The following is a 24,315-nucleotide window of genomic DNA, read 5'->3' as shown; positions in this document are numbered from 1 at the left end:
ATGGCACAAATTGAATTAAACGATATTGGCTTAAGTTATTTCACGATCAAGCAGGAAACAGAGGCTTTGAGAAGCGTTAATGTTTCCATTGAGCAGGGGGAATTTATCTCTATTGTGGGACCGAGCGGCTGTGGGAAAAGCACACTGCTCTCCCTGGTTTCCGGTATGGTGAAGCCAACAAGCGGCAGGGTGCTTATTGACGGGCAGGAGGTGTCGGGCACCTCCCCGAAGGTCGGGTATATGTTGCAGCATGACCATTTGTTCGAATGGCGCAATATATTGAGCAACCTGCTGGTAGGAGCCGAAATTCGCAAGATGGATTTAAAGAAGGCTGAGCATAAGGCACTTGATTTGATGGAGCGCTATGGCTTGGGTGGTTTTGCCCATCACAGTCCCTCACAGCTCTCAGGCGGTATGCGCCAACGGGTGGCGTTAATTCGTACATTGGTGACCGAGCCGGATATTTTGCTGCTGGATGAGCCGTTCTCCGCGCTTGATTATCAGACCCGTCTGACGCTGGCCGATGAAATTTATGGAATCATTAAGGATCAAGGTAAGACGGCGATTCTGGTTACCCATGATATATCGGAAGCTATCAGTATGGCAGACCGGGTTATGGTCATGTCCAAAAGGCCGAGTACAATTTCCACCGTCTACTCGATACAGCTGGGTGAAGGAACAGATGTCACGCCATGGAAAAAGCGGGAAGCAGTCCGCTATAAGGAATACTTTAATGTCATATGGAAGGAGTTGGAAGGTCATGTCGTCGCTACCGGCTAGTAAGTCCTCCGTCGTTACGGAAGCAAGGATAGAGCAAGTTCCAGCTTTGGTTAATGTGAAGGATAAGGTGAGATCGCCGCAATACCAACAATATTTGAAAACACAAAAGCGTAGGCTGTGGATGATTCGCTTAGCACAACTGCTAGTATTTGCCGCATTTATCGTCCTATGGGAGCTGGCTGCCCAGTGGAAATGGGTGGACTCGATGCTGACCAGCAGGCCGTCGCAGTTAATTACCTCTTTTCAAGAGCTTGCGGTTAAAGGGAATTTATTCAAGCATACGTGGACGACCAGCCTGGAGACCTTGATTGGCATTGTGGTTTCGATGGTATTGGGGATCGGAATAGCAATTGTTTTCTGGTGGTCGACTTTTGCCTCCAAGGTGCTGGAGCCGTACATTGTCGTGTTGAATGCACTGCCCAAGGTCGCGCTCGGACCTATATTTTATATATGGTTGGGTGATCGTTATTCGGTTTACGGCATGGCCATCGCAATCTCGATTATAGTGACGATTATTATGATCGAGAGCGGCTTTAAGGAAATTAGCAAAACAAAGCTCAAGCTGATGGAATCGTTTGGTGCTACCCATTGGCAAATGCTGCGTATGGTGCTGCTGCCCGCGAGTATACCGAATGTAATCGCAACGTTAAAGGTGAATGTAGGCTTAACGCTGGTCGGTGTGATCATGGGAGAGTTTTTATCGTCCAAGGCGGGTTTGGGTTATATGATCATATATGGCGGTCAAGTGTTTCAGATGAATATGGTTATGGTCAGTATTGCGATGCTGGCTGCGTTATCGGTGGTGCTGTATGGGTTGGTCAATGTCGTTGGACGTTTTGCGATGAAAAAATACCATATGGAGGGTTAGAAGTCCGGTGAATAAGTCTCGCTGCGCGGCCAAATATCCTTACGATCGCTGTTGAAATCGTGAAATTGGATGAGAATAAGCGGTTTATTCACGATTTCAAAGGCGAGCGCTCACGCTTCTCCAGGATCATTTGGCCGCTCCGCTCTGTATTCACCGGTCTTCTAAAGGTTAAAAAAATAAAGGCCGCTGTTCCTCGTATTTATGAGGAAAGCGGCTTTTATTACGACCCTGTAGGTTTCCGGCTTCGTTATGCACCGCCACATTCCACATGATATTATTGTAAGAGGATGCGCCGCCCAAAGTGATATTGATGAATCAACTTCAGCATCATACAAAGATATTACGTTACAATGATGCCCGGTTTCTGATAATATCAAATCATCAACTTGGAAAGCTTGAGAAATCAGGCTTCTCTTTTTTATAGAGCGCAAGGGCTGGTCATTCATTTCACAAGGGAAGCAGGATAAGACGTGGTTACATTTAAGTACAATCAGGAACGATTGTTTCGGGATGACCCGGACCTGCACCTCCTCTATTGGGGGAAGGAAGATTGCGCTCCCGGGCATTCCGCAGGACCAGGGATCCGAGATGTATATAAGATTCATTTTATTCACAAAGGAAAAGGTAGGCTTCAGGTTGGAGATCAAACGTACTCATTATCTTCGGGCCAAGCCTTTCTGATATACCCGCAAATCATCACCTTTTATGAAGCGGATCGCTTAGATCCCTGGACATACTCTTGGGTAGCTTTTCATGGAGCGCAAGTGGAATCGATCCTGTCTCGTACCCGACTGTCTCCGGAGCAGCCTATTATTCCGATGGATTGGAAAGTTATGCCCGGGTTATCCGATCAACTAACGGAAGCCTCCTCTCAGGAGGTAACCCGGGATTTAGCAATAAAAGCTTTGATGTACGAGTTTTTATCAGTCCTGGTGAGTGTGGTTCCAGCTTATCCTACAGCACAAACGAATCCGAAAAAGCAGGATGAATACGTCCTTCAGAGTATAGAGTTTCTCCATGCCCATTATAACGAAAATATTACAGTAAGCCAGTTAGCTTCCTTTCTGGGATTGGACAGAAAATATATATCCGTCTTATTCAAAGAGTCGGTAGGCATTCCGCCGCAGCAGTACCTTCTCCGGTACCGGATTGACAAAGCTGCTGAATTGCTCGAGAGAAGCAGCTACTCCATAGGAGAGGTGGCAAGCTCTGTTGGATACAAGGACTCGCTTTTATTTTCAAAAATGTTCAAAAAAATGAAGGGTGTTTCACCAAAGCATTATCGGCTTCTTCTCATTGATTAAGACATTATTCCATAAAGTTCATCCTTGATGACATTGGATTTGTGGTAGTTGTTCGTTACAATGTTATTAATTTCTTAGAGGAGGTACATATTATGGGGTATTTGGCAGATTCACAAAGATACGACAAGATGACATATAGGTATTGCGGTAACAGCGGGTTAAAGCTTCCGGCTATTTCATTGGGGCTTTGGCATAATTTTGGAGGTATTGATTCCTTAGAGAATGGAAGAACCTTGGTTAGAAGGGCGTTCGATTTAGGAATTACCCATTTGGACTTGGCCAACAATTATGGCCCGCCTGCGGGATCGGCAGAGGAAACCTTCGGTAAATTGTTAAAGGATGACTTGGCAGCTTACCGCGATGAGCTGGTCATTTCGACTAAGGCTGGTTATTACATGTGGCCAGGACCGTACGGCGAATGGGGCTCCAAGAAGAGCTTGGTCGCCAGTCTGGATCAAAGCTTAAAACGGATGCAGCTGGATTATGTGGATATTTATTACCACCATCGTCCGGATCCCAATACACCGCTGGAGGAAACGATGGCGGCGCTTGATCTCATTGTGAGACAAGGAAAAGCGCTGTATGTGGGAATCTCCAATTACCAGGCCAAGGAAGCGCGTGAGGCATCACGCATATTGAAGAGATTGGGTACGCCATGTCTAATTCATCAGCCTAAATATTCCATGATGTCCAGATCTATAGAGAACGGATTGCAGGAAGTGCTGGAAGAGGAAGGCATTGGCAGCATTGCCTACTCACCATTAGAAAAAGGTATTCTAACAGATCGCTACATCAACGGGATCTCGCCTGATTCACGCGCTGCAGGACCAAGTGTGTTCTTGAAGCCGGAGGATATTAATGAAGAGCGGGTATTAAAAGTAAAAGAGTTAACCTTGCTGGCCACAAATCGTGGGCAAAAGCTTTCCCAGATGGCATTGGCTTGGGTGCTGCGCGGAGGCCGGGTAACTTCTGCTTTGATCGGGGCAAGTAAAGTAAGCCAGATCGAAGATGCTGTTGATGCGTTGCGTGTGCTTGATTTCACAGAGGATGAGCTGTCACGCATCGACGCTATTTTGAAATAAATATCAAGATAATTACAAAACGAAACGGCTGCCCTGAAGGTGACGTTTCGTTTTTTGTTGTAGCCATATAAAGGTAACTTGGAGTTAACGGCATATACTTCATGATATTTACCTGGTGTTGTTCCAATGATTTTTGCGGATATACTGAATTAAAAAAAATTTTGTATACCATATACAATAAACCTTATAATTTACTTGGAAGTATGTTAATATACTAATGGATACGCTTTCAAATTGTTTGTAAATGTAGAATGGACTTTAAAAATCGTAAAGAAGGGGTGAAAGCAAGGGGGGGAGATGGATAACTGAAGGTATCTTGTTAAATATGTCTTGTTTAAGTTATGAAACATAACATATACATCCCCATTAAACCATCGAAAATCCGTAAAATCTAATAAATCGGAAAATAATTGTATACCAAATGCCATAAAACTCTATTAAGATCTAATAATCTGTGATACAATTCGTTTGAAAGGCAAATAATCGCTGAAACGAGGGATGTCAATGATTACAATCTCGCATTTGATGTATGCTTTAGTGACAGTAGGAGTAATATTGGTAATGTTATTTCGACGAGGTGTAATCATTCCGACGTTGGTTGGAACCTTCCTTATTGGATGGATCTACAAGGGGAGTATAGTCAGCGGATTTCAAGCGGTATACAATGCCAATTTGACGGCAGCCAAGGAACTTTTCACAATTTTTCTGATTATCACTTTTATGGTTGCTCTATTGGCATCACTTCGCGATATCGGTGCGGACAGGCGAATGGTACAGCCGATCCAAAAGCTGATGGTGAACGGTCACATTGCATTTTTCGTACTGGCATTAGTCACCTATGTAATCTCGCTATTCTTTTGGCCTACCCCTGCAGTTCCGCTAATCGGAGCGCTTTTGATCCCTGCGGCGATTCGTGTTGGACTTCCGGCAATGGGAGCGGCGATGGCGATTGCTCTTGCTGGACAAGGGATGGCATTATCTTCGGACTATGTTATGCAGGTCGCACCGATGCTGAGCGCCAAGGGGGCGGGTTTACCTACTGCTCTGGTTGCCGATAAAGCGATGATATTATCGTTGATAACCGGTGCTGTGTCACTGGGTGGAGCTTATTTGCTAAATCGTAAAGCGATTCGTAAGCCTGTTACGACCGAGCTTCAGGATAAACAGGCAGCTGCGGTTAAAACTCAGATGAGCAATGAATATTTGGAAGCTGCAGCAGCTATCGAAACGGTTGATCCTACCGTCCATCGGTGGTCGAAGTTTTTTTCCATATTGGTTCCGTTGTCGATGCTCGGCGTGATCGTGGTCATGGCAGCAAGTAAATTCGGGGGCACAAGCATGGGAGGCTTCGAGGGAGGAGATGGGGCTGCTTTTATTGGCGGTGTGGCGGTCATCCTGCTCATTCTTTCCTGTACGGTGTTTTCTAAATTCAAGGCTTTGGATAATATTAGTGAGCATCTGATCGAAGGCTTTGTGTTTGCTTTTAAAGCGATGGGGCCTGTTATTCCGATTGCGGGATTTTTCTTTCTTGGAAACGCCGATTTCTCCAAAAGCATCCTGTCGCTGGGCGAAGGTGTGGCGGCACCCGCTTTTCTCTATGATCTGGTCATGTCCATTCAATATGCAATTCCTTCTAATAGCTTCATAACTGCATTTGGTATTCTGGTGATTGGGATCATTGCCGGACTGGAAGGATCGGGATTTTCCGGTTTACCGCTAACTGGATCATTATCTGGTGCACTAGCACCGACGGTGGGTATGGATCCTTCGGTTTTGGCTGCAATCGGACAGATGGGCTCCGTATGGTCAGGCGGAGGAACGTTAATTGCTTGGTCATCACTCGTTGCGGTTGCGGGCTTTGCAGGTGTTTCAGCGATTGATCTGGCCCGTAAAAATTTCCTGCCTGTCATTATTGGACTCTCCGTATCAACGATCATAGCTATTCTGGTTTGGTGATAAGCAGCGGTTGGGATCTTCCAGTTAAGGCTTAGCTTGAAGCCTGATTGTCCTTGGGATTGACGGATAACAGATGAGGAATGATTTCCTGACTGGCCTTGACCAAGATCCGGCTGATGACGGCGGCCATTTCATTAACAAAGGTTAAGCTTGTATGCTCCATAACCTTATGATTGAGAGGGCCATGATTATTAATGATGCCTTTAATATGGATATGTCCGATGGCATGCAGCTGTTTGCCAAGTCCGGCTCCGGGCTGAAGCGGTTCTTCTACCAATTGAAGCGTGCCGATTTTGTAAAATTGGCCCAGACATGCGTCAACGGCGATGATGTAAGCCTGGCTGTGCCTGTTTGCGATATAGGATAAGGTTCTCTGTAAATTCAGCGCATGAACCGGCTTATCCAGTGTACCGTAAATATGGACATGACGATTGCCTTCGAGTCGTTCGAACAATCGGCTCCCGACAACGGGGCCTAAGGAGTCCCAGGAGTAACGGTTTGTTCCGATGCAGACGACGACGATTTCCGTATAGTCGGTTTTTTTGGAAAAATGCTTGATCAATGCCTCGGATAAAAAGGCTGCTGATTTCTTATCCAGATAGTGGATATGATGCAGCATGTGCACGCACCCGCTTCCTTGTAAATGATCTCTATAAATCATAAACCAATTCACTATAAATAACAAAAATACGTGTGAGTGTTTGTTATTTTTGGTATACAATGAACAATATATCATATATTGAGAGGAGGTTAAAGCAGTGGCAACTTCTTACTGTTTAACTCAGATGACATGGCCGGAGGTTGAGCAGGCTCTTACAACAGTGAAAGTAGCAATTATACCGCTCGGAGCTCATGAGCAGCACGGGCCGCATATGATTGAAAGCTGCGATGCCGTTCTTGCTGAAGAAATGGGTAAACGATTAACCGAGCGGTTATATCCGGAAGCTATTCTGACACCTACTATTAATATGGGAATATCGCCGCACCATATGCATTTTCCCGGTACGATCTCTCTGGAGCCGACTACATTAATTGCCATTCTGAGAGATATGATCAAATCGTTACAGCACCACGGCATTCAGAAGTTTCTTATTTTAAATGCTCATGGAGGTAATCAGGCTACGTTAGGGGTAGCCGTTGAGATGCTTACAAGGGAGCTCGATACTCAGATTTATTATGCCAAAACGACGGCATCAGCCAAAGATGTGATGGATAGAAGGCTGGAGTCCAAGCTGTATGGGCATAGCTGTGACCGCGAGGTTTCTGAGGCCATGTATTTGGCTCCGCAGCTGGTACGGCCGGATAAGCTGGAAAAAGGCGATTTGACGGAGGGCAAATGGAAAAAGCTGCGTCCTGGCCAGGTGCTGCAAGGCTTTTACTATTATGAGGAAATGACGCGCAACGGATGCCTTGGTGATGCGACCAAAGCCACCCGGGAGATCGGAGAGGAAATTGTCGAGACGGCTCTGGAACGCTTAACCAAGGCTGTTCAAGACATGCTGTAAATATGAAACAAGCTATTTTCATTGGAGCTATCGCTGCTTATCTGGTCTCGGTTGTATATCCGAGCGACCTCCTGAAATGGACCATCTCTATAGTAAGCTTATGTATAGTACTTATGGTGTTTGGCTCTGTCAAGCGGTTTGTCCAAGGATTAGGCATTGTATTTCTGGTGACGGGAATGAGTTTGTTATGGGTGCATAGGGCGCCTTGGAGCAGCTATATCCTTGGCTTTGGCAATATGCTTAATATATTAAGCTTGTTCGCCCTCATCCCGTTAATTGCTCTTCCGATTGAATTAGGGCAATATGCATTTCGGGTGCAGCATATAATTCAAAGCAAAATCAAGCATTCCGGGGTGCTTTACGCGATTACATCGCTTATGTCTTATATATTAAGCTCCTTTATGAATGTGGCCACCTTGCCCATGGTATACCATACGATTCGTCCTGCTCTTGGTTTGTATCCGATCGAGAAGAAAGAAAGATTTATTAGCAGAGCAATCACACATGGCTACAGTATGCCGATTGTGTGGACGCCGGTGGCGCCGATTGTCGGGGTAATCGTGGAAATGACGGGCGTTCGTTGGAGCTCGATTTTGCCGATCATGATCCCGTTCAGCTTACTTGGCCTTGTCCTGGATTGGTTTATGGGACAACGGGTTGCTAACCGCCGGGCCAGACTGATTGGTCAACTGGCTCTGGACGAAACCTCTGCTGTCCGTGAAAGTGCGGTCGAGTCTGGCTTGCAGCAGCTGGAGCGGAACAAGAAGAATCATCCCATGCACATTATTGTTGCGATTATCGTATTTAATGGTCTGCTTTTTGTGCTGGAAACCTTTACGTCGTTCAGCTTTCTACTTCTGGTGTCTATGTTAGTGATTCCTTTTGCCTTTCTATGGTCTTTGCTGCTGGGTAAAGGAAGAGCTTTTATAGTAGAAGGTAAAGCGATGCTGTCCGAACATTTGCTGAAGATGAGGGAACAGTTTTTTGTCTTTTTGAGTGCTGGTTTCCTGATTGCTTCTATTCAAGCTACGGGTGCAGGACATGGGATTAACCTATCGATTATAGCAATAAAAGATTTCATAGGAGCCGATATGTTTCTATTGTGTATTCCCTTGATTCCGCTTGTTCTCGCCTTTATCGGCTTGCATCCTGCTGTAGGCTTGGCCTTAACGGCGGAGTCGCTGAATCCGCAGTCCTTGGGGATTTCTGTCGAGCTAACCGCTATCGCAATGTTGACCGGGGCGGCGACTGCCTTTCTCATGGGTCCCTATAATGCAACCGCGGGGATGATGTCCAGTCTGACAAGTGAGAGTCCGTACCAAATATCGAATTGGAATGTGCCGTTTACAACGGCTTATATACTACTGGCAATGGTGCTGCTGATGGTGCTGAAAAATATGGGTTGACAGATAAGCCCATACAGTCAATAATAAACCTATAACAAATTTGGTATACAATATACCAAAAATAGAAAAACTACCATCTTACAATTTGAGAGGAGAATTACCCATGACACAAACCGCAACGAAGTCCCGCTTAATGAACAAAGAGGAGTTCCGCACTGCTTTGGAACAAGCAATTGAAGGTAACGCTGTTGCTAAGGCTCCTTTTACAATCATGTGGGCGAATGGTGAGTTGAAGAAAGAACATTTTGCCAGATGGGTTGAACAGCATTACGCATACGTTGGTCCATTTGCTGAATACCTGGCTTATATATTTGCTAACTGCCCGCATCAGGATGCGAGAGATTTTTTACTGCAAAACATGTGGGAAGAGGAGTTGGGCGGCGATCGTCATACTGATTTGCTGATCCGCTTTGGTGAAGCGTGCGGTACAACAAGGGAACGTGTGGAGTCGATGGAGCACTTGCTTCCAGAAACGATCGGCCTGCAATCCTGGTGCTATCGGATGGCTTTCAAGGAAAACTTTTTATTCGCTACTGCGGCATTGGTTGTCGGCCTGGAATCTCAGGTGCCTGCCATTTACCGCCGACAAACACCGACGCTTCGTGAAGAGTACGGATTTACTGATGAAGAAGTGGAATTCTTCGATCTGCATATCGTGTCTGATGAAATTCACGGCGAACGCGGTTATCAAATTGTGTTGGAATATGCCAAAACACCGGAAGATCAACAGCGCTGCATCGCCATAGTGGAAGAAGCAACGAAGATGCGCAGAATGTATATTGCAGCGATATCCCGTGAATTCGGATTAGGATAAGTATGAATATAAGCAAGGAAGGAGATTGTTATGGCGATTGAAACGGCAGTACAAACCTTCAAAAACTTAATTGATGGACAATGGGTGGACTCGATAAGCGGGGACACCTTCATCAGTACGAATCCGGCTCAGGTCACAGATATTGTTGGACGGTTTCAAGCCTCTGGTGAGGAGGATGTACAGCAAGCGATGGAAGCTGCAGCACGCGCTTTCCAGACCTGGCGTTACACGGCTCCAAGCAAACGGGCGGAAATTTTGTATCAAGCAGCGGATTTGCTGGAAAAGAATCTGGAGCTGTACGCGGAGGAGCTGACTCGTGAGGAAGGCAAGACGTTGGCCAGCAGTCGGATGGAAGTGAAACGCTCCGCCCAGACCTTGCGCTATTACGCTTCAGAGGGCTTGAATGTAGCCGGAAGTACGCTGCCTTCAGATGATCCAACAACTTTTGTGTATACAAGAAAAGAACCTTTGGGTGTTGTCACTGTGATTACCCCGTGGAACTTTCCCATTTCGATTCCCGTACGCAAGATCGCCCCGGCCCTGGTAACTGGCAACACCGTAGTGTTCAAACCAGCCTCCGATACGCCGCTCATTGCTTTTCGTCTCGTTGAGGTGCTTCATGATGCAGGCTTACCGGCAGGCGTACTTAATTTCATAACCGGTTCGGCTTCGCAAACGGGGAAACCATTGGTTACACATCCAGCAGTCAAAGCGGTAACCTTTACAGGCTCCACGGGTGCCGGAGAGAAAATCAATCAATCGGTTCGTTTATCGACGCGTGTACAGCTGGAGCTGGGTGGGAAAAACCCGCTGGTCGTTCTTGAGGATGCTGACCTTGATCAAGCGGTTGAATTGGCTATCAAAGGCGGCTTCGAATTGACGGGTCAAGCTTGTACGGGAACCAGCAGGGTCATTGTGATGGATGTTGTGCATGAGCTGTTTGTAGACAAATTGATTGCCAAGACGGCATCGCTGACCATAGGAAATGGAATGAACAAAGGGATTGAAATCGGACCTCTGGCCAATAAAAGTCAATTGGACAATGTATTGGATTACGTAAATATCGGTAAGTCAGAAGGAGCCGAGCTGGTGTATGGAGGTGAGCATCTGAGCGATGGCGAATACGCAAACGGCTATTTTGTAAAACCGGCGATTTTCACTAGTGTGACACCGAAGATGAGAATTGCTCAGGAGGAAATATTCGGACCCGTTATTTCGGTTATTCGTGTACAAAGCTTCAAAGAAGCCATTGAGATTGCCAATGACATCGAATTTGGGTTATCTGCGGCAATCTGCACAACCGATCCGAACCGTGCTCAATACTTTACTCAGCATATCGAGGCTGGCGTTGTGAAGATTAACCGACCGACAACAGGCGTAGCCTATAACGCGCCATTTGGTGGGATGAAAATGTCCAGTACGGCCACCTACCGGGAGGCAGGACGTTCCGCGGTCGATTTCTACCTGCAGGAAAAAACGATCTATAATGGCACTCATAGTATCGAGTAAAACGTAGAACGCATTCAAAGTCAGACGTGTATGGAGGAATCGGATGAAATCCGTGTTGAAGCTGGAACTCGAAGAAGCGAAAGTGATGATGGAAGCGGCGAAGCAGGCTGCAGTCGATGCTAAAGCTCTGGAAACGATCTGTATTGTTGACGATGGCGGGTACGTCATTGCGTTGGAGCGGATGAACGGCGGCCGAATTACCGGTCCGGAAATCGCAATTGCCAAAGCTTTTACCGCAAGTGGACATAAGCGTTCAACCCATTTATTTAATCAACCTGGTGGACCGGCAACGACTACAGGGGAGGCATTCGGCATTCATGCGATGCTTCCTGGCAAATTCGCTATTTTTGTCGGGGGTTTCCCGATTGTAGTGAATGGCGAGGTTGTGGGCGGCGTGGGTATTAGTGGCGGCAATGGAGAGCAGGATACGGCTGTGGGTGTGGCGGCACTGAAGGCGCTGCAGAGCTATTTGGGCAACGAATATGAAGTGATTACGGTAGCAGATATCAAGAAATAAACGGCAGTGAGGCCAGAAGCGCCCTTGAGCTGGCAAGAAGTGACAACAGCTTTGGCCTGGATTCAGCTGCAGATGGAGGTGCTTCTATGCCCATTGTGAAATTACATCACAACGATCAAGTGTATCAACAGGAAGTCAGTGCTAACAGCAATCTGGTTGTTTTAGCCGGAATCAAAAAATTTCCTTATCTGAAATATGGCTGTGGAATGGGGAAGTGCACCAAATGCACGGTCAAGGTTTTAGCTGGGGGAGAGGGACTTCCTGAACCGAACTGGAAGGAAAAGAAAATGCTGAACGGCAAGCTGGAGGAAGGTTTTCGCCTTTGCTGTCAGTTGTATATTCACGAAGATGTGGAAATTACTCAGGAATGAGCTCATTATAAGCTGGCTTGCGTTGCAACATTAACAACAGCCTGAGGAGGTTTAGTGCTTGCTGCAGCCTAACGGACGAATCGAAGCGAAGCTGGTTGAATTGAACATTGAATTGGAAGCCGCTCCCAAGCCAAGTGGCAATTATGTACCGTATACGATGGTGTCTCCGTTGATCTACTTGAGTGGTGTCACACCCAAAGTAAATGGCGTGCTGAAATATAAAGGTAAAATCGGTCAGGATTTAACGAAGGAAGAAGGCTATCAGGCAGCCCGTCAATGTATCATTAACCAACTGGGCACGCTGCGTTCGGCACTCGGAGATTTGGACCGAATCGTCAATATTGTGAAGCTGGAAGGCTTCCTGAATGTAGGTTCAGATTTCCACGAGCTTCCTTACGTGTTGAATGGCGCATCTGACTTATTGGTCGAGGTGTTCGGCAGTGCAGGCGTTCATGCACGCTCGGCAATAGGGGTTGCCTCGTTACCAGGTGGTGCTGCTGCTGAAGTGGAACTGATTGTTCGTTATGAATGATGATAAGTGGAGGTAATGACAATGAGTGAATTTATTTTGGTGTCCACCACAGAACGTTACCGTACGGTAACCGACAATCCGAATCTGGAGAAGGTCGCCGACTACGAATACTATTTTTTTGGAAAAAAGAAGACAACCTTCTCGATATGCCGTATCAAAAGTCAGGATGCGAGAATTGTCATTCAAGGTGTGTCCGAGATTTTTGCCGACAACAGCATTCCGCTAAAGGTATTTCCTAAGTTCGAAACGACCGCCGAGATCGAAAAGGAAATTTATGAGCTGGATCAGGATGAGGAAAGTAAAATTCTCAAGGTATAAGCATAACGAAACGGTAAAAGCAATGAAGGTGTGCAGGCGATGATAAGCCTGCCCTTTGTTGCTTTTTTTTGCGATGTGAATTGAATGTTGGAATTATAACCGTATATCGATTAAACTTAAGGAAATAACCACATGGAGGTATACCAGATGCCAGATACGCCAGTCATATGGAAAGATGAAGAGTTAAGCCCCATACGGGATAAGGTTTACCAATATGTCAAACAAGCCATAGTACAGGGCATATATAAATCAGGGGAACGCATTATTGAACGTGAGCTAGCGGATCAATTGAATGTAAGCCGTACGCCGATTCGTGAAGCATTATTCAGACTCGAATCACAGGGCTTTGTCAAAACGCTGCCGCGTAAGGGGGTCGTCGTGTCCAAGCTTTCCCCGGAAGAAATTATTGAAATTTTTACGATATTGGCGGCGCTGGAAAGCCTGGCCATGAAGATGGCGGCGCAAAAGGCGGAGCCTTCCCACCGTGAAGAATTGAGAGTTATTATCGAAGAGATTGATCAAGCGCTGACGAAATCGAATTTTGACCAAGTGGATTGGAAGTTCCATTTTAAAATCAATGATGTCATCTGCCGTGCAGCGCAAAGTCCGAGATTAACGCAAATGCTCGATGGGCTGTCCGATTACATCCGGGCCTTTGTCCATTTGGGCTATGAGCTTCCAGGTCGGCTGCGTAAAGCTATGGATGAGCATAGGGATTTAGCTAAGGCCGTGTATAACGGTGAGGGAGAGCTTGCCGAAAGCTTGACCAAAATCCATCTGGAAAATTCCAAAAAAGCGTATATGGAAGCACTGGAAAGAGAGTAAATATAGTAAGACAAACAAGAGCAGCAGGGTCCAAATGACCTTGCTGCTCTTAGGTTTGTTTGGTTTTTTTATTGAGCGGAGTTGGCGATTCGTCTTTGTGCTATTTTGTTTCTGCGTTCGAGATCTGCTTCATCCCAGGCTATTGTAACATCCCCCGCGATAAATGTTTGGCAAGCGAGGCGGTATCCTTGATCAATAGATTCATTACCTAAACGATCGAGCTCTTTTTTCATGACTTTACTGAGATTCTCCTGTCCATCTACAATTCGCACACGACAGGTTCCGCATAAGCCGCCACCGCATTTAAAGGGGACTGAGCCCTCGTATCGAATGGAGGTTCTTAACAAATTGGCATCCGGTTGTACTTCAATGGTTTTACCTGATGTTAGGAAATGAATAGATGGCATAAGGTATCCCTCCTTCTAAGTATGATTATATTTTATCACACAATTTTGGTTTATGGTATACCAAATGTGCAAAAAGAAAAAGGAGACAGCGTGGTCTCCTTTTTGTTGAATTAGATATATTAAACGTTGAGCTTTCCTTCTATAACAACTTCGTTCAGAGGACGACGTGTATTTGGCAATTCGCGCTCCCGCAAACCTTCAGCAAGTGTAAGCTTATCACCTTGATAGCCAAGTGCGACAACAGCATGAAGCTCCCATGTGTCTGGAATATTCAATGCCGTGCGTGCTTGATCTCTAACGAAGCCGCCGATAGCATGAGTGACTAATCCAAGCAGCTTGGCTTGCAAAGCGAGTGAGCCCCAGGCTGCACCGCTATCGAAGGCGTGAGCGCCGTTAGGATCGCCATTCCCTCTTTTTGTATCGGATGCTACCAGGATAAGAACAGGGGCTTTGGATGCCCATGAACGATTGAACTCAACTAGAAAGTCATGGAACACAGCGAGCTGCTCATCAGTTTTGGCAACAAAGAAACGCCAAGGCTGGTCATTGAAAGAAGAAGGTGCCCAATGAGCTGCTTCCAATACGGTATTTAAATCTTGTTCAGAAACGGGTTGATCTGAGTATGCACGTGGAGACCAGCGATTTAGAAATAAAGGTGTGACGGGATATTCGGGCTTGCGGTGTGCTTGAACTTCCTCTGTTGCTTGTTCGAATACAGTACGCTGATCACTCATGAATAATTACCACCTTTTTCGTCGGAATTAGCTTATTAAATATATCATACTTACAAAAAGTCCGCAATGCTCAAACGATGCCTTATTGATTTACTTCTTTAGTTTACAAATGTACAAGAGAAGAAGTATTCGCTCCATTCACAAAGCCTATAAACCCCATTATATTAGGATCAAGCACAAATTCCAGTCGACAGAATACGTGCAAATCACACATATCAGGATTGGGAGGTTTCACATGTTATTTAAAAAAGGCATAACAATCGGGGTCAGTGCGATATTGGCTTTATCTATAAGTGCATGTAGCAGCACCGGGAGTGGGCCCAAAGGAGCTGACAACGGAACGGGTTCAGCAGCCCAAGAGAAGGTTACGATCCGTTTCAGTTGGTTTGGCGGTGAAGCCCGCAGTAAGCTGTACACGACCATGATTGAAGATTTTGAGAAAAAGCATCCAAATATCAAGATAGAACAGGAGTTTGGGGAGATGGGGCCCGTCTTTGACAAGCTGGCAACGCAATCAGCAGGCGGTAATGCACCTGACGTGATGAGCATGCATTTGACGAGATATATGGATTACGCCAATCGCAATCAACTGCTGCCACTTGACGACATGATCACATCGAAAGCCATCGATATGTCCGATTTTGATCAGAAGATTATAGATGTAGGCAAGGTTAACGGTAAAACCATCATGGTGTCGATAGGGAATTCGTCCAAGGGCTTTTTCTATAACGCGGACTTATTCAAACGGATGAATGTGGAACCACCGAAGTTTGATGTGACTTGGGACGAGTTTGCCGCGAAAGCTGCTGAATTGAAAAAAGCAGTGAATAAACCTGGATTTTACTTCATCGATGACCAAAGCTCCAGCACTGACACATTCAGCTATTTCCTTCGTCAGAGAGGCAAGGATTTTTACACTCCTGAGGGTAAATTGGGTTTCGCCAAAGAGGATATGATTGCATTTCATCAATTTTGGGATAAATTACGCAAGGACGGACTCATTCCTCCGGCAGCTCTGACGGCAGAGTATAACGGCAAGCCGCAGCAGGACTCCATGCTGGCCAAAGGTGTGACGGCATCGGTTATTGCACCGGGCAATCAGATGAAAATTTTCCAAATGTATATGAAGGACAAGGATCAGCTGGATCTGGTAAGAGTGCCAACCGACCCCAAAGGGAAGAACGGGGAGGACATCGGTGGAGTATTTTTGAGTATTTCTTCTAAATCCAAGCATCCGAAGGAAGCGGCAACCTTCATTAACTATTGGATTAATGATGTGGATGGGGCCAAGCTGTTCAAGGACGAGCTAGGTATTATTCAGAATAAAAGAATAAGCGCTATCATCCAACCGCTTCGTGTTCCAGCAGATGTGAAGGTAGCCGAATATCAGCAAAAAATAACACCTTACGTAACTGTACCCGTCACGCCACCTGCAGGTAATGCCGATATTGGCAAGCAGTTTACTACAGCCAGCCAGGCCATCGCCTTCGAGAAGAAATCGATTGAGCAATCGGTAAGTGATTTCTTTAATGAATCCAGCCGAATATTGAAATAGGTAAATAGTTCCTCGATTGATAGATAAGCAATGGAAAGGCTGAAGTGCTCCTTCGCATGGAGGCCCTCTTCAAACAGGAGTTGAGAATGTGCGAATTAACAGCAAGGCAAGAAACAATATGATTGGTTATTTGTTTTTAAGTCCATGGTTTATCGGAATTCTGGCGTTTACGATCGTTCCTGTTATCGCATCTTTATACTTATCCTTTACCGATTATGAAATGTTCGACAGCCCCAATTGGCTTGGCATCGCCAATTACCAGCAAATATTTACGAATGATGAGCAATTCTATGAATCGTTAATCGTAACGTTTAAATACGTGCTGCTGGGAGTGCCATTGGAACTAGGCTTTGCCCTGCTGATTGCGATCATGCTCAATAAGGGTTTAAGCGGTTTACGACTGTATCGTGCCATTTATTATGTACCATCCTTATTTGGGGGTAGTGTAGCGATTTCCCTCCTGTGGAGACAGGTGTTCGGAGCCGAGGGGATTGTTAACAAATTTCTTGCCTATTTTGGTGTGGATGGGATTAGCTGGATTGCCACTCCCGAGTATGCATTGTATACGATTATCCTCTTGAAAATCTGGCAGTTCGGTTCTCCGATGATCATTTTTCTGGCAGGTTTGCAGCAAATACCGAAGGAATTGTATGAATCGGCATCCATCGATGGTGCAGGAAAAATATCGCAATTTTTGAGGGTTACGCTGCCCTTGCTGACACCGATCCTTTTTTTTAATATGATCATGCAAATTATTTCGTCCTTTCAGGCGTTTACGCCGGCCTATGTAGTCAGCGGAGGTACGGGAGGCCCGTTGAATTCGACCTTGTTTTATACGTTATATCTGTATCAAAAAGGCTTTATCAGCTTTCAGATGGGTTACGCTTCCGCGTTAGCCTGGATTCTACTCGTAATTATTGCCATATTTACCGCCGCTGCGTTTCTCTCATCGAAAAAGTGGGTCCATTATGAGAAATGAGGAGGTGAATTTTTAAGGGATGAAAATTGCAAAAATGAAAGGTCAGCATACGGTGTTCATTCGCCATTTGATCAATATCCTGAGTTCTATTGTGATGCTGTATCCATTAATCTGGATGTTCAGCAGCTCATTCAAGCTGCCGGAGAACATTTTTAGCGATAGCGGACTTTGGTCAGAGGTATTCACACTGGATAATTACTTGTCGGGCTGGCAAGGCGTATCGGGATCGTCCTTTGCGGTGTTTTTCCGCAACTCGTTTTTTATTAGTTTTATGTCCATTATTGGTAATTTAATCAGCTGCTCTATGGCTGCTTATGCGTTTGCACGTTTGGACTTCAAGCTGAAGGCTGTCTTGTTCGGTTTGATGCTGATGACCATGATGCTGCCGCATCATGTAACGACGATTCCGCAATACATTATTTTTAATAAGCTGGATTGGGTCAATACGTATTTACCGTTAATCGTACCGAAATTCACCGCAACAGACGGATTTTTTATCTTTCTAATGGTGCAGTTCATTCGCAATATTCCCGCAGAGCTCGATCAGGCTGCGACGGTGGATGGGTGCGGTCCGATTCAAATTTATTGGCGCGTAATACTGCCCTTGACGCTGCCAGCGCTGGTGACAGCAGCTATTTTCACCTTTATCTGGACGTGGAATGACTTTCTGAGCCATATTCTCTACCTAAGCGATATCAAAAAATATACGGTCTCGCTAGGACTCCGTCTGTTTCTGGATGCCAGTGGCATTTCGCAATGGGGCAAAATGTTTGCCATGTCCATTCTGTCGCTGATCCCTGTATTTACCGTGTTTATTTTCTTCCAAAAGTTTTTAATTGAAGGCATTACTTCCGGAGGCGTAAAGGGATAGGCCGCGAACAGCAGCCGAAAAAATCAAACACAAGGAGAGCTATCGATGTTTACCAATAATCAGATACCACGTTGTACACCAGAGGAGCAGGGAGTTAGTTCAGTGGCCATTAGCGGTTTCCTCGAAGCGGCTGAAGCCGCCCAGTTGGAGCTGCACAGCCTAATGATTTTGCGCCATGCCCATGTTATTGCTCAAGGATGGTGGCCTCCTTACAGGCCAGAGGATGTCCGTCTTTTATTCTCTGCCACCAAGACCTTTACATCCACAGCCGTGGGATTTGCCGTGAGTGAAGGGTATATTACGCTGGAGGATAAGGTGATCTCCTTCTTTCCCGAATACGCCCCTGAAGCGGTTCATCGTCATCTCGAAGCGATGACGATTCGGCATTTATTAACGATGAGCCCAGGTCATTCCAAGCCCTCCTTCGGGATCGATTACCGCCGCAACAAAGGCAGTTGGGTTCGGCACTTCCTACAGGAGCTGGAGATCGACCATCCACCAGGCAGCCGGTTTGTCTACAGTGGAGGGCCGAGTCACATGCTGTCGGCGATCGTTCAGAAAGTGACCGGTCAAACCCTGCTGCAGTATTTGCAGCCCCGGCTTTTTGAACCATTGGGTATTGTGGGGGCCCGCTGGGAAACCGATCCTGCAGGCATCTGCTCCGGCGGTTTCGGGCTCAGCATCAAGACTGAGGATTTTGCCAGATTCGGTCAGCTGCTTCTGCAAAGAGGAGTATGGAACGGCTGCCGAATCCTGCCAGAGCAATGGATTCACGATGCCACCTCGTTTCAAATCGATAATTCCCAGCATGGGTATGGTTATCAATTTAGTCTCGGTCTTCATGGCTCCTACAGCTCGAATGGTGCACATGGACAGCTCTGTCTGGTCATTCCGGAGCAGGATATGGTCATTACCCTAACCGCTGGAGATAATCGAATGAATGAAGTCGTAGGCTTGATATGGGAGCACCTCTACCCGGCGGCAAGCGAGATGGCGCTGCCGCAAGCTGAAGCCTGTCAGCAGGGTTTAAGCCGACAGCTATCGCCTGTGGGCTATAGCTGCAGCGGACACTCAGCGGAGTCGGCTGCGGCTCGAATGCGATTTGTCAAGCGTTACGAGATTATGGACCCTTTAGAGAGCGTGAAGGTGGTAGCGTTTGATTTCAAAGATGATTCCTGTATCTTTACACTGTGGGACCATAGAGGGGAGCATAGCATTCATTGTGGATTCGGCATGGTGCGGTATGGGATGACGACAATGACAGGCAATGTGCTTCATCATGAATACCAGCCTGATGTTATACAAGTCGCAGCAAGTGGAGTATGGCGCAATGAGCATACGTTTGAGATGGTTTGGCACTTTATAGAAACTCCCTTCCGTGATACGATCGTATGTACATTTGAAGGTGAGAAGCTGACACTTCATCGTTCCGTGAACGTCAATAATGGTCCGCTTGAGCTACCTGCATTACAGGGTGAGCTTGCGCCTTAAACTCGTAGGCACGAATGATAAAGTTTCATCTAAACTTACAGCCACAGCACGAGAAAGGACGGTCATAAGGGATGTTGAAACAGTGGAGATTGAAGCCCTTCTTGTTCTGCGTTCTGGTGCTTTCTAACATATTTTTCCTGATTGTGATGACTGGCGCTATTTATTTTAGCGTCTCTTACTTGTTTACCAAACAAATCAGCGAGGCGCGTCTTGAAGTATTGTACAGCAACCAGCTGAAGCTGATCGAGCGGCTGGAGGACATAGAGGGGACGGCACTGTCGATTTCGACACACCCTACTACGAAGGAAGTGCTGGACAACACGGACTCCCTGGATTTATATGAATATATCAATGAGCAGCGTGTAGTGAGCGAATATCTGAGTGCATTTACTTATATCAAACCGTTTATCAACAGTATTCAAATTTATACGGATCGCTTTACCGAATTTCAGAAAATCGGGAATGTCAGTAAAAATCTCGTGCTTCCTTTGTCCAAAATTACCTGGCAGGAGAAAATGCCACTTTTTCACCATGTGGATGCCATCTGGATCCCGTCGCATGCAGATGTGTATACCGATAATAAGCCTGTACTTACCTATGTTCTGAAAATTTATAATCGAAAGGGCGGCGTATCCGGCTACGTTGCCGTTAATATGAATGAGGATTCATTGACGCGCTTATTTTTCAGCCAAACGAAGGAAGCTTCTCCGAAGAACCGCTCTTTAATGCTGCTGAACGCAAATAACGAACGGATGTCGCGGATGTCCGCTCAAGTGAATTCACAGCTAATGGATACCTTTGAGCCATTTGTCGAAACCATCCATCCACAGAATGAGGCTGGTTTTCAGCCCATTCAAATCAACGATAATGGGTATTTAATGATTTATTCCCCACGGATCGACAATAAGTGGCGGATGGTGGAGTTTTTGGAAACGAAAGATATTTATCGGGATGTCAATACGATCCGCAACATGATGCTCTTGATCGGTATTATCGTGCTGTTGTTCGTATTTCCAGTGTCATCTTATTTATCCAGCCGAATTATCCGGCCTGTTCCGATTCTTCTGAAGGGTTTTCAAAGAATCGAAAGTGGAAATTTTGAAACCACTGTGGAGAACCATTCGATTGTTGAATTCAATAAATTGACTCATGGTTTTAACAATATGGCACAGCAGCTCCAGCAGATGCTCAAAGAGCTCGACCATAAAAACCGGATGAAAAGAGATCTTGAGCTAACCGTACTGCAAAGTCAGATTAATCCACATTTCCTTTATAACACACTTGATATGATTAATTGGGCTGCAGCTATGAAGGGTAATACGGAAATCAGCATTATGGTGACTCAGCTGGCGAGGTTGTTTCGTATCAGCTTAAGCAAGGGCAGCACCTTTATTCTTCTGGAGGAGGAGTTGGAGCATGCCCGGCTTTATGCGCAGATCCAGCAAACCCGGCTGCAGGAGCGATTTTTATATCACGAGCATATTGAGCCCTTCTTTAAGCAATGTTATGTGCCAAAAATTATTTTGCAGCCATTCATCGAAAATTCAATTGTCCATGGTTTTACTGTGCTTCATGAGGAAAAGGCGGAGGTATCGATATCGCTGGTGAAGCTTGATTCATATAGGTTCAAAATTATTATTATCGATAACGGAATTGGGCTGAACACGCTTGAGGATATGGAGGACCGGAGAATAAAAACTTCCAACCATGTATCAGGAACAGGCGGGTACGGAATCAAAAATGTGAAGGATAGGCTGGAATTATATTTGGGCTCCGAATATGGCCTGCAAATTGAGAACAGGGAAACCAGAGGTGTGAAGGTAGAGATTACGCTGCCTTACCTGGATTCCTTGGATAAGGTGAAGCGCTACAGTACATCGACTTGAGGGGGAGACCAGCATGAAGGTATTGATAGTGGATGATGACGGATTTGTTATCAATGGTTTAAAAAGTATGATCGACTGGGAACATTTGGGTGTTGATGAAATTATGACGGCAGTCGATGGAGCAGCAGCCTGGGAGCTGTATAACCATCATAAGCCTGACCTCCTGATTACGGATGTATACATGCCAAGAATGAACGGCCTACAACTTATTAAACAAATAAGAGAGAGCGATATGCTACTTCCAATCATCATTTTAAGCGGCTACGATGAATTTAATTATGCCAAAGAAGCGATTCAGTTGAACGTCGCTCAATATATATTAAAACCGGCGGTATTTACAGAAATAGAGATTGTGCTGAAGGAAGTGTTGAATAAAAGAGATGTAGCCGAGAAGAAAGAGCAATATTTCTTTGGACTGCGCAGCCAATTGGAACAGAGCATTCCTGTACTTCGTGAACAGCTTTTGTTTGATATGTTAACTGCGGGCTTGAAAATAAGTGATATTCCTGGGAACCGGCTGCAATTCCTGCAAATGGAAGAGCAAGTGTTTAGTGGAGGGTTGGTGATGAGCCTGATCATTCATCGGGAGACCAATAAGAAGACCGAACTGGAGAAGGACTGGCAGCTGTACAAGTTTGCTTCCTACAATATTGCCCAGGAAATTGTCAAAAAATCTGGTAACAGCTATGTGTTGCGATATATGGAGGATCGTCTGCCACTACTGCTGTATGGTACCAAAGAGGCCGCTTGCCAGCGTGCGCTGGAGATTGGTGCGGAATTTATCGAAAGTGTTGGAGCGTACCTGGAGCTGAACACCAATGTGGGTATAGGCCGGTGGTATGAGAGCTTTACCTCCTACCCGCTTTCACACAAAGAATCACGGGATATGCTGGCGATGATGGAATACGAGGGTCATCAAAAAATATTTGATTCTGAGGCTTCCTATGACCGATTGCCTCAGGTATGGCCTGCTTATTCCCTGGACAACTTTCGCCAATTGTCGGAGGCTTTATTGCGTATGGATCACGATAAAGTGATGCGGTATTGGCTGGATATCGAACGGGCGATTACTAACGAACAGGGTACATCTCTGAAATATATGAAGACTTTATGCAGCAGTATGATTAACAGCCTTGTACTGCACATTATGGAAGAAGATCCTGCGGCCATGGAATGGGGGCAACTGGTTGGTTTTTTGGAAAGTATACAGACTGTATCCACTCAGGAGTTGCTGTGTAAGCGGATCAAAATTTTGTTGAATCAGCTTCTTGAAATTGTCGAAAGCATCTATAATATTGGTCGACAGCACACCTATATTCAACATGTCAAAAACGTGGTTGCCGAGCAGTATCCTAATAACATTTCTTTTGTGCAGATTGCCGATGATTTGCATTTGACAAGAAATTACTTGAGCAGTCTGTTCAAACGTGTAACGGGTGAAAGTTTTACCAATTATTTGACCCTGTACCGGATTGAGAAGGCCAAAGTACTGATGAAAACGCACCGTTATATGATCTATGAGGTAAGCAGCAGGGTAGGGTATTCGGACCCTGCTTATTTCAGCAGAGTGTTTAAAAATGTAACAGGTATCTCCCCAACAGATTACACATTAGGAAAAAGCTGATCCGTTAGCGATATGCACAAAAACAGCCAAATCCTCTCTTGCTCAGAGGGGGATTTGGCTGTTAGGGCTGTCTAATGAACAATCTCTTGCTGCGAACCGATTATATTCAGGATTTCCTCTAAGGACTGCTTAAAAAGGAGGATTTTATCAAATTCCATCTGTTTCATCTCATTGATGATATCTTTGGAGGTTGCGTAGCCGACATATTCTCTTAAATCCATTGTCATCTCTTGGAAGGAATTGCTGTCGTTTTTTAACACGAACATAGGATCACCTCTTGTAGTTTGTAGGACAACAAAAAAACCCAACCATATAGCCATATAATGAGGGTTTGGTTGACCCTTTGGCGGTCTGGCAATCATAGCTCCTTCATGTGGAGCCTTAGACCCATAACTTTGCGTCCTTATTTTTCAATAAGTTTGCCATTATCAGTGCTTGTCGAATTATGATGTTATATTCAGAATATCAGGTAATCGTGGAACAGTCAACACATAGTATTATAGACCTATTATCGATTCGATTAGGTATATATAACTATGAACAGCAAAGATGATTTTAATGGTAATAATGACAAATAAGAACAAACAAAAATTAGAAATTAGGACGGAATTATACTATACTGTAAGCTACAAATTAATTAGGGGATTACCGGGACTTCCTATATTGTATTCCAAGGATATGGTGAATTGGACGATAGTCAATCATGTAATTGCGAAGGTCGATCTGCCGGGATACGAGATTCCGCAGCATGGCAAAGGTATTTGGGCACCCAGCATCCGCTTCCACGATAATAAGTTTTGGGTATTCGTCAGTATCCCGGATGAAGGTATATTTATGAGTACAGCAGAGGATCCATTTGGCAACTGGTCGCCTTTACATATGATTAAAGAGGTTAAGGGCTGGATTGATCCAGTCGGGGTTATGCCGATTTCAACTCGTTTTTGATGGAATCACTTTAAGAAAATGTATAGGATTTTACTT

26 protein-coding genes and 1 riboswitch are annotated in these 24,315 nt (G+C 45.4%); of the genes, 22 read left to right on the top strand and 4 right to left on the bottom strand.

The window, feature by feature from the left end:
- The 6 genes from BK127_RS23745 (at position 1) to BK127_RS23725 (ending at position 5,990) form a co-directional block, all read left to right on the top strand.
- On the top strand, positions 1 to 780 hold the full coding sequence (locus tag BK127_RS23745; protein ID WP_076234003.1) for an ABC transporter ATP-binding protein: 780 nt from the start codon (positions 1 to 3) through the stop codon (positions 778 to 780).
- Positions 761 to 1,648 (top strand): ABC transporter permease, encoded by an 888-nt coding sequence (locus BK127_RS23740; protein WP_083689524.1) that lies wholly within the window; start codon positions 761 to 763, stop codon positions 1,646 to 1,648. Before BK127_RS23745 ends, BK127_RS23740 begins: the two co-directional genes overlap by 20 nt.
- A gap of 59 nt (positions 1,649 to 1,707) precedes the next feature.
- Positions 1,708 to 1,920: a hypothetical protein gene (locus BK127_RS43855; protein WP_179097583.1), complete on the top strand. Its 213-nt coding sequence runs from the start codon at positions 1,708 to 1,710 to the stop codon at positions 1,918 to 1,920.
- A 198-nt stretch (positions 1,921 to 2,118) separates the two neighbouring features.
- On the top strand, positions 2,119 to 2,952 hold the full coding sequence (locus BK127_RS23735; protein WP_076234002.1) for an AraC family transcriptional regulator: 834 nt from the start codon (positions 2,119 to 2,121) through the stop codon (positions 2,950 to 2,952).
- A gap of 92 nt (positions 2,953 to 3,044) precedes the next feature.
- On the top strand, positions 3,045 to 4,034 hold the full coding sequence (locus tag BK127_RS23730; RefSeq protein WP_076234001.1) for an aldo/keto reductase: 990 nt from the start codon (positions 3,045 to 3,047) through the stop codon (positions 4,032 to 4,034).
- A gap of 561 nt (positions 4,035 to 4,595) precedes the next feature.
- The gene (locus BK127_RS23725) at positions 4,596 to 5,990 is read left to right on the top strand and encodes a hypothetical protein (protein ID WP_372237374.1); all 1,395 of its coding nucleotides are present in this window, start codon (positions 4,596 to 4,598) and stop codon (positions 5,988 to 5,990) included.
- Positions 5,991 to 6,021: 31 nt separating this feature from the next.
- Here the strand turns inward: BK127_RS23725 and yyaC are convergent, their stop codons facing one another.
- Positions 6,022 to 6,609 carry a spore protease YyaC gene (gene yyaC / locus BK127_RS23720; protein ID WP_076234063.1) on the bottom strand — a complete coding sequence of 196 codons (588 nt, stop codon included), beginning with the start codon at positions 6,607 to 6,609 and terminating at the stop codon, positions 6,022 to 6,024.
- 139 nt (positions 6,610 to 6,748) lie between these two features.
- Here yyaC and BK127_RS23715 point away from each other — a divergent pair, with 139 nt between their 5' ends.
- The 9 genes from BK127_RS23715 (at position 6,749) to BK127_RS23675 (ending at position 13,787) form a co-directional block, all read left to right on the top strand.
- The gene (locus BK127_RS23715) at positions 6,749 to 7,495 is read left to right on the top strand and encodes a creatininase family protein (protein WP_256711417.1); all 747 of its coding nucleotides are present in this window, start codon (positions 6,749 to 6,751) and stop codon (positions 7,493 to 7,495) included.
- Positions 7,496 to 7,497: 2 nt separating this feature from the next.
- A complete protein-coding gene (locus BK127_RS23710) occupies positions 7,498 to 8,901 on the top strand; it encodes a hypothetical protein (RefSeq protein WP_076233999.1) in 1,404 nt (467 codons plus the stop codon).
- A gap of 103 nt (positions 8,902 to 9,004) precedes the next feature.
- Positions 9,005 to 9,715 carry an iron-containing redox enzyme family protein gene (locus tag BK127_RS23705; protein ID WP_076233998.1) on the top strand — a complete coding sequence of 237 codons (711 nt, stop codon included), beginning with the start codon at positions 9,005 to 9,007 and terminating at the stop codon, positions 9,713 to 9,715.
- A gap of 30 nt (positions 9,716 to 9,745) precedes the next feature.
- The gene (locus BK127_RS23700; protein ID WP_076233997.1) at positions 9,746 to 11,224 is read left to right on the top strand and encodes an aldehyde dehydrogenase family protein; all 1,479 of its coding nucleotides are present in this window, start codon (positions 9,746 to 9,748) and stop codon (positions 11,222 to 11,224) included.
- A 43-nt stretch (positions 11,225 to 11,267) separates the two neighbouring features.
- Positions 11,268 to 11,741 (top strand): GlcG/HbpS family heme-binding protein, encoded by a 474-nt coding sequence (locus BK127_RS23695; protein ID WP_076233996.1) that lies wholly within the window; start codon positions 11,268 to 11,270, stop codon positions 11,739 to 11,741.
- A gap of 86 nt (positions 11,742 to 11,827) precedes the next feature.
- Positions 11,828 to 12,112: a 2Fe-2S iron-sulfur cluster-binding protein gene (locus BK127_RS23690; protein WP_076233995.1), complete on the top strand. Its 285-nt coding sequence runs from the start codon at positions 11,828 to 11,830 to the stop codon at positions 12,110 to 12,112.
- A gap of 58 nt (positions 12,113 to 12,170) precedes the next feature.
- A complete protein-coding gene (locus BK127_RS23685) occupies positions 12,171 to 12,644 on the top strand; it encodes a RidA family protein (RefSeq protein ID WP_256711416.1) in 474 nt (157 codons plus the stop codon).
- Positions 12,645 to 12,665: 21 nt separating this feature from the next.
- The gene (locus BK127_RS23680) at positions 12,666 to 12,962 is read left to right on the top strand and encodes a hypothetical protein (RefSeq protein ID WP_076233994.1); all 297 of its coding nucleotides are present in this window, start codon (positions 12,666 to 12,668) and stop codon (positions 12,960 to 12,962) included.
- 147 nt (positions 12,963 to 13,109) lie between these two features.
- Positions 13,110 to 13,787: a GntR family transcriptional regulator gene (locus BK127_RS23675; protein ID WP_076233993.1), complete on the top strand. Its 678-nt coding sequence runs from the start codon at positions 13,110 to 13,112 to the stop codon at positions 13,785 to 13,787.
- A gap of 68 nt (positions 13,788 to 13,855) precedes the next feature.
- Here BK127_RS23675 and BK127_RS23670 read toward each other — a convergent pair whose 3' ends face one another.
- Positions 13,856 to 14,194: a 2Fe-2S iron-sulfur cluster-binding protein gene (locus BK127_RS23670; RefSeq protein WP_076233992.1), complete on the bottom strand. Its 339-nt coding sequence runs from the start codon at positions 14,192 to 14,194 to the stop codon at positions 13,856 to 13,858.
- Positions 14,195 to 14,313: 119 nt separating this feature from the next.
- A complete protein-coding gene (locus tag BK127_RS23665; protein ID WP_076233991.1) occupies positions 14,314 to 14,928 on the bottom strand; it encodes a nitroreductase family protein in 615 nt (204 codons plus the stop codon).
- Between the two features lie 235 nt (positions 14,929 to 15,163).
- On the opposite strand from BK127_RS23665, the gene BK127_RS23660 reads away from it, so the two are divergent.
- From BK127_RS23660 to BK127_RS23635, 6 genes are all read left to right on the top strand, one after another.
- Complete coding sequence (locus tag BK127_RS23660) at positions 15,164 to 16,483, top strand: ABC transporter substrate-binding protein (protein ID WP_076233990.1); 1,320 nt, start codon at positions 15,164 to 15,166, stop codon at positions 16,481 to 16,483.
- A 118-nt stretch (positions 16,484 to 16,601) separates the two neighbouring features.
- A complete protein-coding gene (locus BK127_RS23655) occupies positions 16,602 to 17,462 on the top strand; it encodes a carbohydrate ABC transporter permease (protein ID WP_076234060.1) in 861 nt (286 codons plus the stop codon).
- A gap of 19 nt (positions 17,463 to 17,481) precedes the next feature.
- Positions 17,482 to 18,333 carry a carbohydrate ABC transporter permease gene (locus BK127_RS23650; protein ID WP_372237373.1) on the top strand — a complete coding sequence of 284 codons (852 nt, stop codon included), beginning with the start codon at positions 17,482 to 17,484 and terminating at the stop codon, positions 18,331 to 18,333.
- A 45-nt stretch (positions 18,334 to 18,378) separates the two neighbouring features.
- Positions 18,379 to 19,824 (top strand): serine hydrolase domain-containing protein, encoded by a 1,446-nt coding sequence (locus BK127_RS23645; protein ID WP_076233989.1) that lies wholly within the window; start codon positions 18,379 to 18,381, stop codon positions 19,822 to 19,824.
- A 71-nt stretch (positions 19,825 to 19,895) separates the two neighbouring features.
- Positions 19,896 to 21,710, top strand: a complete 1,815-nt coding sequence (locus tag BK127_RS23640; protein ID WP_083689521.1) for a sensor histidine kinase — start codon at positions 19,896 to 19,898, stop codon at positions 21,708 to 21,710.
- 13 nt (positions 21,711 to 21,723) lie between these two features.
- The gene (locus BK127_RS23635) at positions 21,724 to 23,334 is read left to right on the top strand and encodes a response regulator transcription factor (RefSeq protein ID WP_076233987.1); all 1,611 of its coding nucleotides are present in this window, start codon (positions 21,724 to 21,726) and stop codon (positions 23,332 to 23,334) included.
- A gap of 71 nt (positions 23,335 to 23,405) precedes the next feature.
- Here BK127_RS23635 and BK127_RS23630 read toward each other — a convergent pair whose 3' ends face one another.
- Positions 23,406 to 23,696 (bottom strand): BAR domain-containing protein, encoded by a 291-nt coding sequence (locus BK127_RS23630; RefSeq protein ID WP_179097582.1) that lies wholly within the window; start codon positions 23,694 to 23,696, stop codon positions 23,406 to 23,408.
- Positions 23,677 to 23,768: riboswitch (cyclic di-GMP riboswitch) on the bottom strand. Its footprint overlaps the gene before it by 20 nt.
- Before the next feature lie 115 nt (positions 23,769 to 23,883).
- Between BK127_RS23630 and BK127_RS23625 the strand changes: the two genes are divergently transcribed.
- Positions 23,884 to 24,279, top strand: a complete 396-nt coding sequence (locus tag BK127_RS23625) for a family 43 glycosylhydrolase (RefSeq protein WP_083689520.1) — start codon at positions 23,884 to 23,886, stop codon at positions 24,277 to 24,279.
- The last annotated feature ends 36 nt before the right edge of the window (positions 24,280 to 24,315 follow it).

This window comes from Paenibacillus sp. FSL H7-0331 (assembly GCF_001956045.1).
The sequence above is the reverse complement of the archived record's forward strand: the minus strand, read 5'-3'. Positions and strand labels throughout refer to the sequence as shown.

Excerpts from the sequence above, each read along its gene's own strand:
- BK127_RS23745 (WP_076234003.1), top strand. The coding sequence starts at position 1 with ATGGCACAAATTGAATTAAACGATATTGGCTTAAGTTATTTCACGATC.
- BK127_RS23740 (WP_083689524.1), top strand. The coding sequence starts at position 761 with ATGTCGTCGCTACCGGCTAGTAAGTCCTCCGTCGTTACGGAAGCAAGG.
- BK127_RS23730 (WP_076234001.1), top strand. The coding sequence starts at position 3,045 with ATGGGGTATTTGGCAGATTCACAAAGATACGACAAGATGACATATAGG.
- BK127_RS23725 (WP_372237374.1), top strand. The coding sequence starts at position 4,596 with ATGTTATTTCGACGAGGTGTAATCATTCCGACGTTGGTTGGAACCTTC.
- yyaC (WP_076234063.1), bottom strand. The coding sequence starts at position 6,609 with ATGCTGCATCATATCCACTATCTGGATAAGAAATCAGCAGCCTTTTTA.
- BK127_RS23710 (WP_076233999.1), top strand. The coding sequence starts at position 7,498 with ATGAAACAAGCTATTTTCATTGGAGCTATCGCTGCTTATCTGGTCTCG.
- BK127_RS23705 (WP_076233998.1), top strand. The coding sequence starts at position 9,005 with ATGACACAAACCGCAACGAAGTCCCGCTTAATGAACAAAGAGGAGTTC.
- BK127_RS23700 (WP_076233997.1), top strand. The coding sequence starts at position 9,746 with ATGGCGATTGAAACGGCAGTACAAACCTTCAAAAACTTAATTGATGGA.
- BK127_RS23695 (WP_076233996.1), top strand. The coding sequence starts at position 11,268 with ATGAAATCCGTGTTGAAGCTGGAACTCGAAGAAGCGAAAGTGATGATG.
- BK127_RS23690 (WP_076233995.1), top strand. The coding sequence starts at position 11,828 with ATGCCCATTGTGAAATTACATCACAACGATCAAGTGTATCAACAGGAA.
- BK127_RS23680 (WP_076233994.1), top strand. The coding sequence starts at position 12,666 with ATGAGTGAATTTATTTTGGTGTCCACCACAGAACGTTACCGTACGGTA.
- BK127_RS23675 (WP_076233993.1), top strand. The coding sequence starts at position 13,110 with ATGCCAGATACGCCAGTCATATGGAAAGATGAAGAGTTAAGCCCCATA.
- BK127_RS23670 (WP_076233992.1), bottom strand. The coding sequence starts at position 14,194 with ATGCCATCTATTCATTTCCTAACATCAGGTAAAACCATTGAAGTACAA.
- BK127_RS23665 (WP_076233991.1), bottom strand. The coding sequence starts at position 14,928 with ATGAGTGATCAGCGTACTGTATTCGAACAAGCAACAGAGGAAGTTCAA.
- BK127_RS23660 (WP_076233990.1), top strand. The coding sequence starts at position 15,164 with ATGTTATTTAAAAAAGGCATAACAATCGGGGTCAGTGCGATATTGGCT.
- BK127_RS23655 (WP_076234060.1), top strand. The coding sequence starts at position 16,602 with ATGATTGGTTATTTGTTTTTAAGTCCATGGTTTATCGGAATTCTGGCG.
- BK127_RS23650 (WP_372237373.1), top strand. The coding sequence starts at position 17,482 with ATGAAAATTGCAAAAATGAAAGGTCAGCATACGGTGTTCATTCGCCAT.
- BK127_RS23645 (WP_076233989.1), top strand. The coding sequence starts at position 18,379 with ATGTTTACCAATAATCAGATACCACGTTGTACACCAGAGGAGCAGGGA.
- BK127_RS23640 (WP_083689521.1), top strand. The coding sequence starts at position 19,896 with ATGTTGAAACAGTGGAGATTGAAGCCCTTCTTGTTCTGCGTTCTGGTG.
- BK127_RS23635 (WP_076233987.1), top strand. The coding sequence starts at position 21,724 with ATGAAGGTATTGATAGTGGATGATGACGGATTTGTTATCAATGGTTTA.
- BK127_RS23630 (WP_179097582.1), bottom strand. The coding sequence starts at position 23,696 with ATGATTGCCAGACCGCCAAAGGGTCAACCAAACCCTCATTATATGGCT.
- BK127_RS23625 (WP_083689520.1), top strand. The coding sequence starts at position 23,884 with ATGATTTTAATGGTAATAATGACAAATAAGAACAAACAAAAATTAGAA.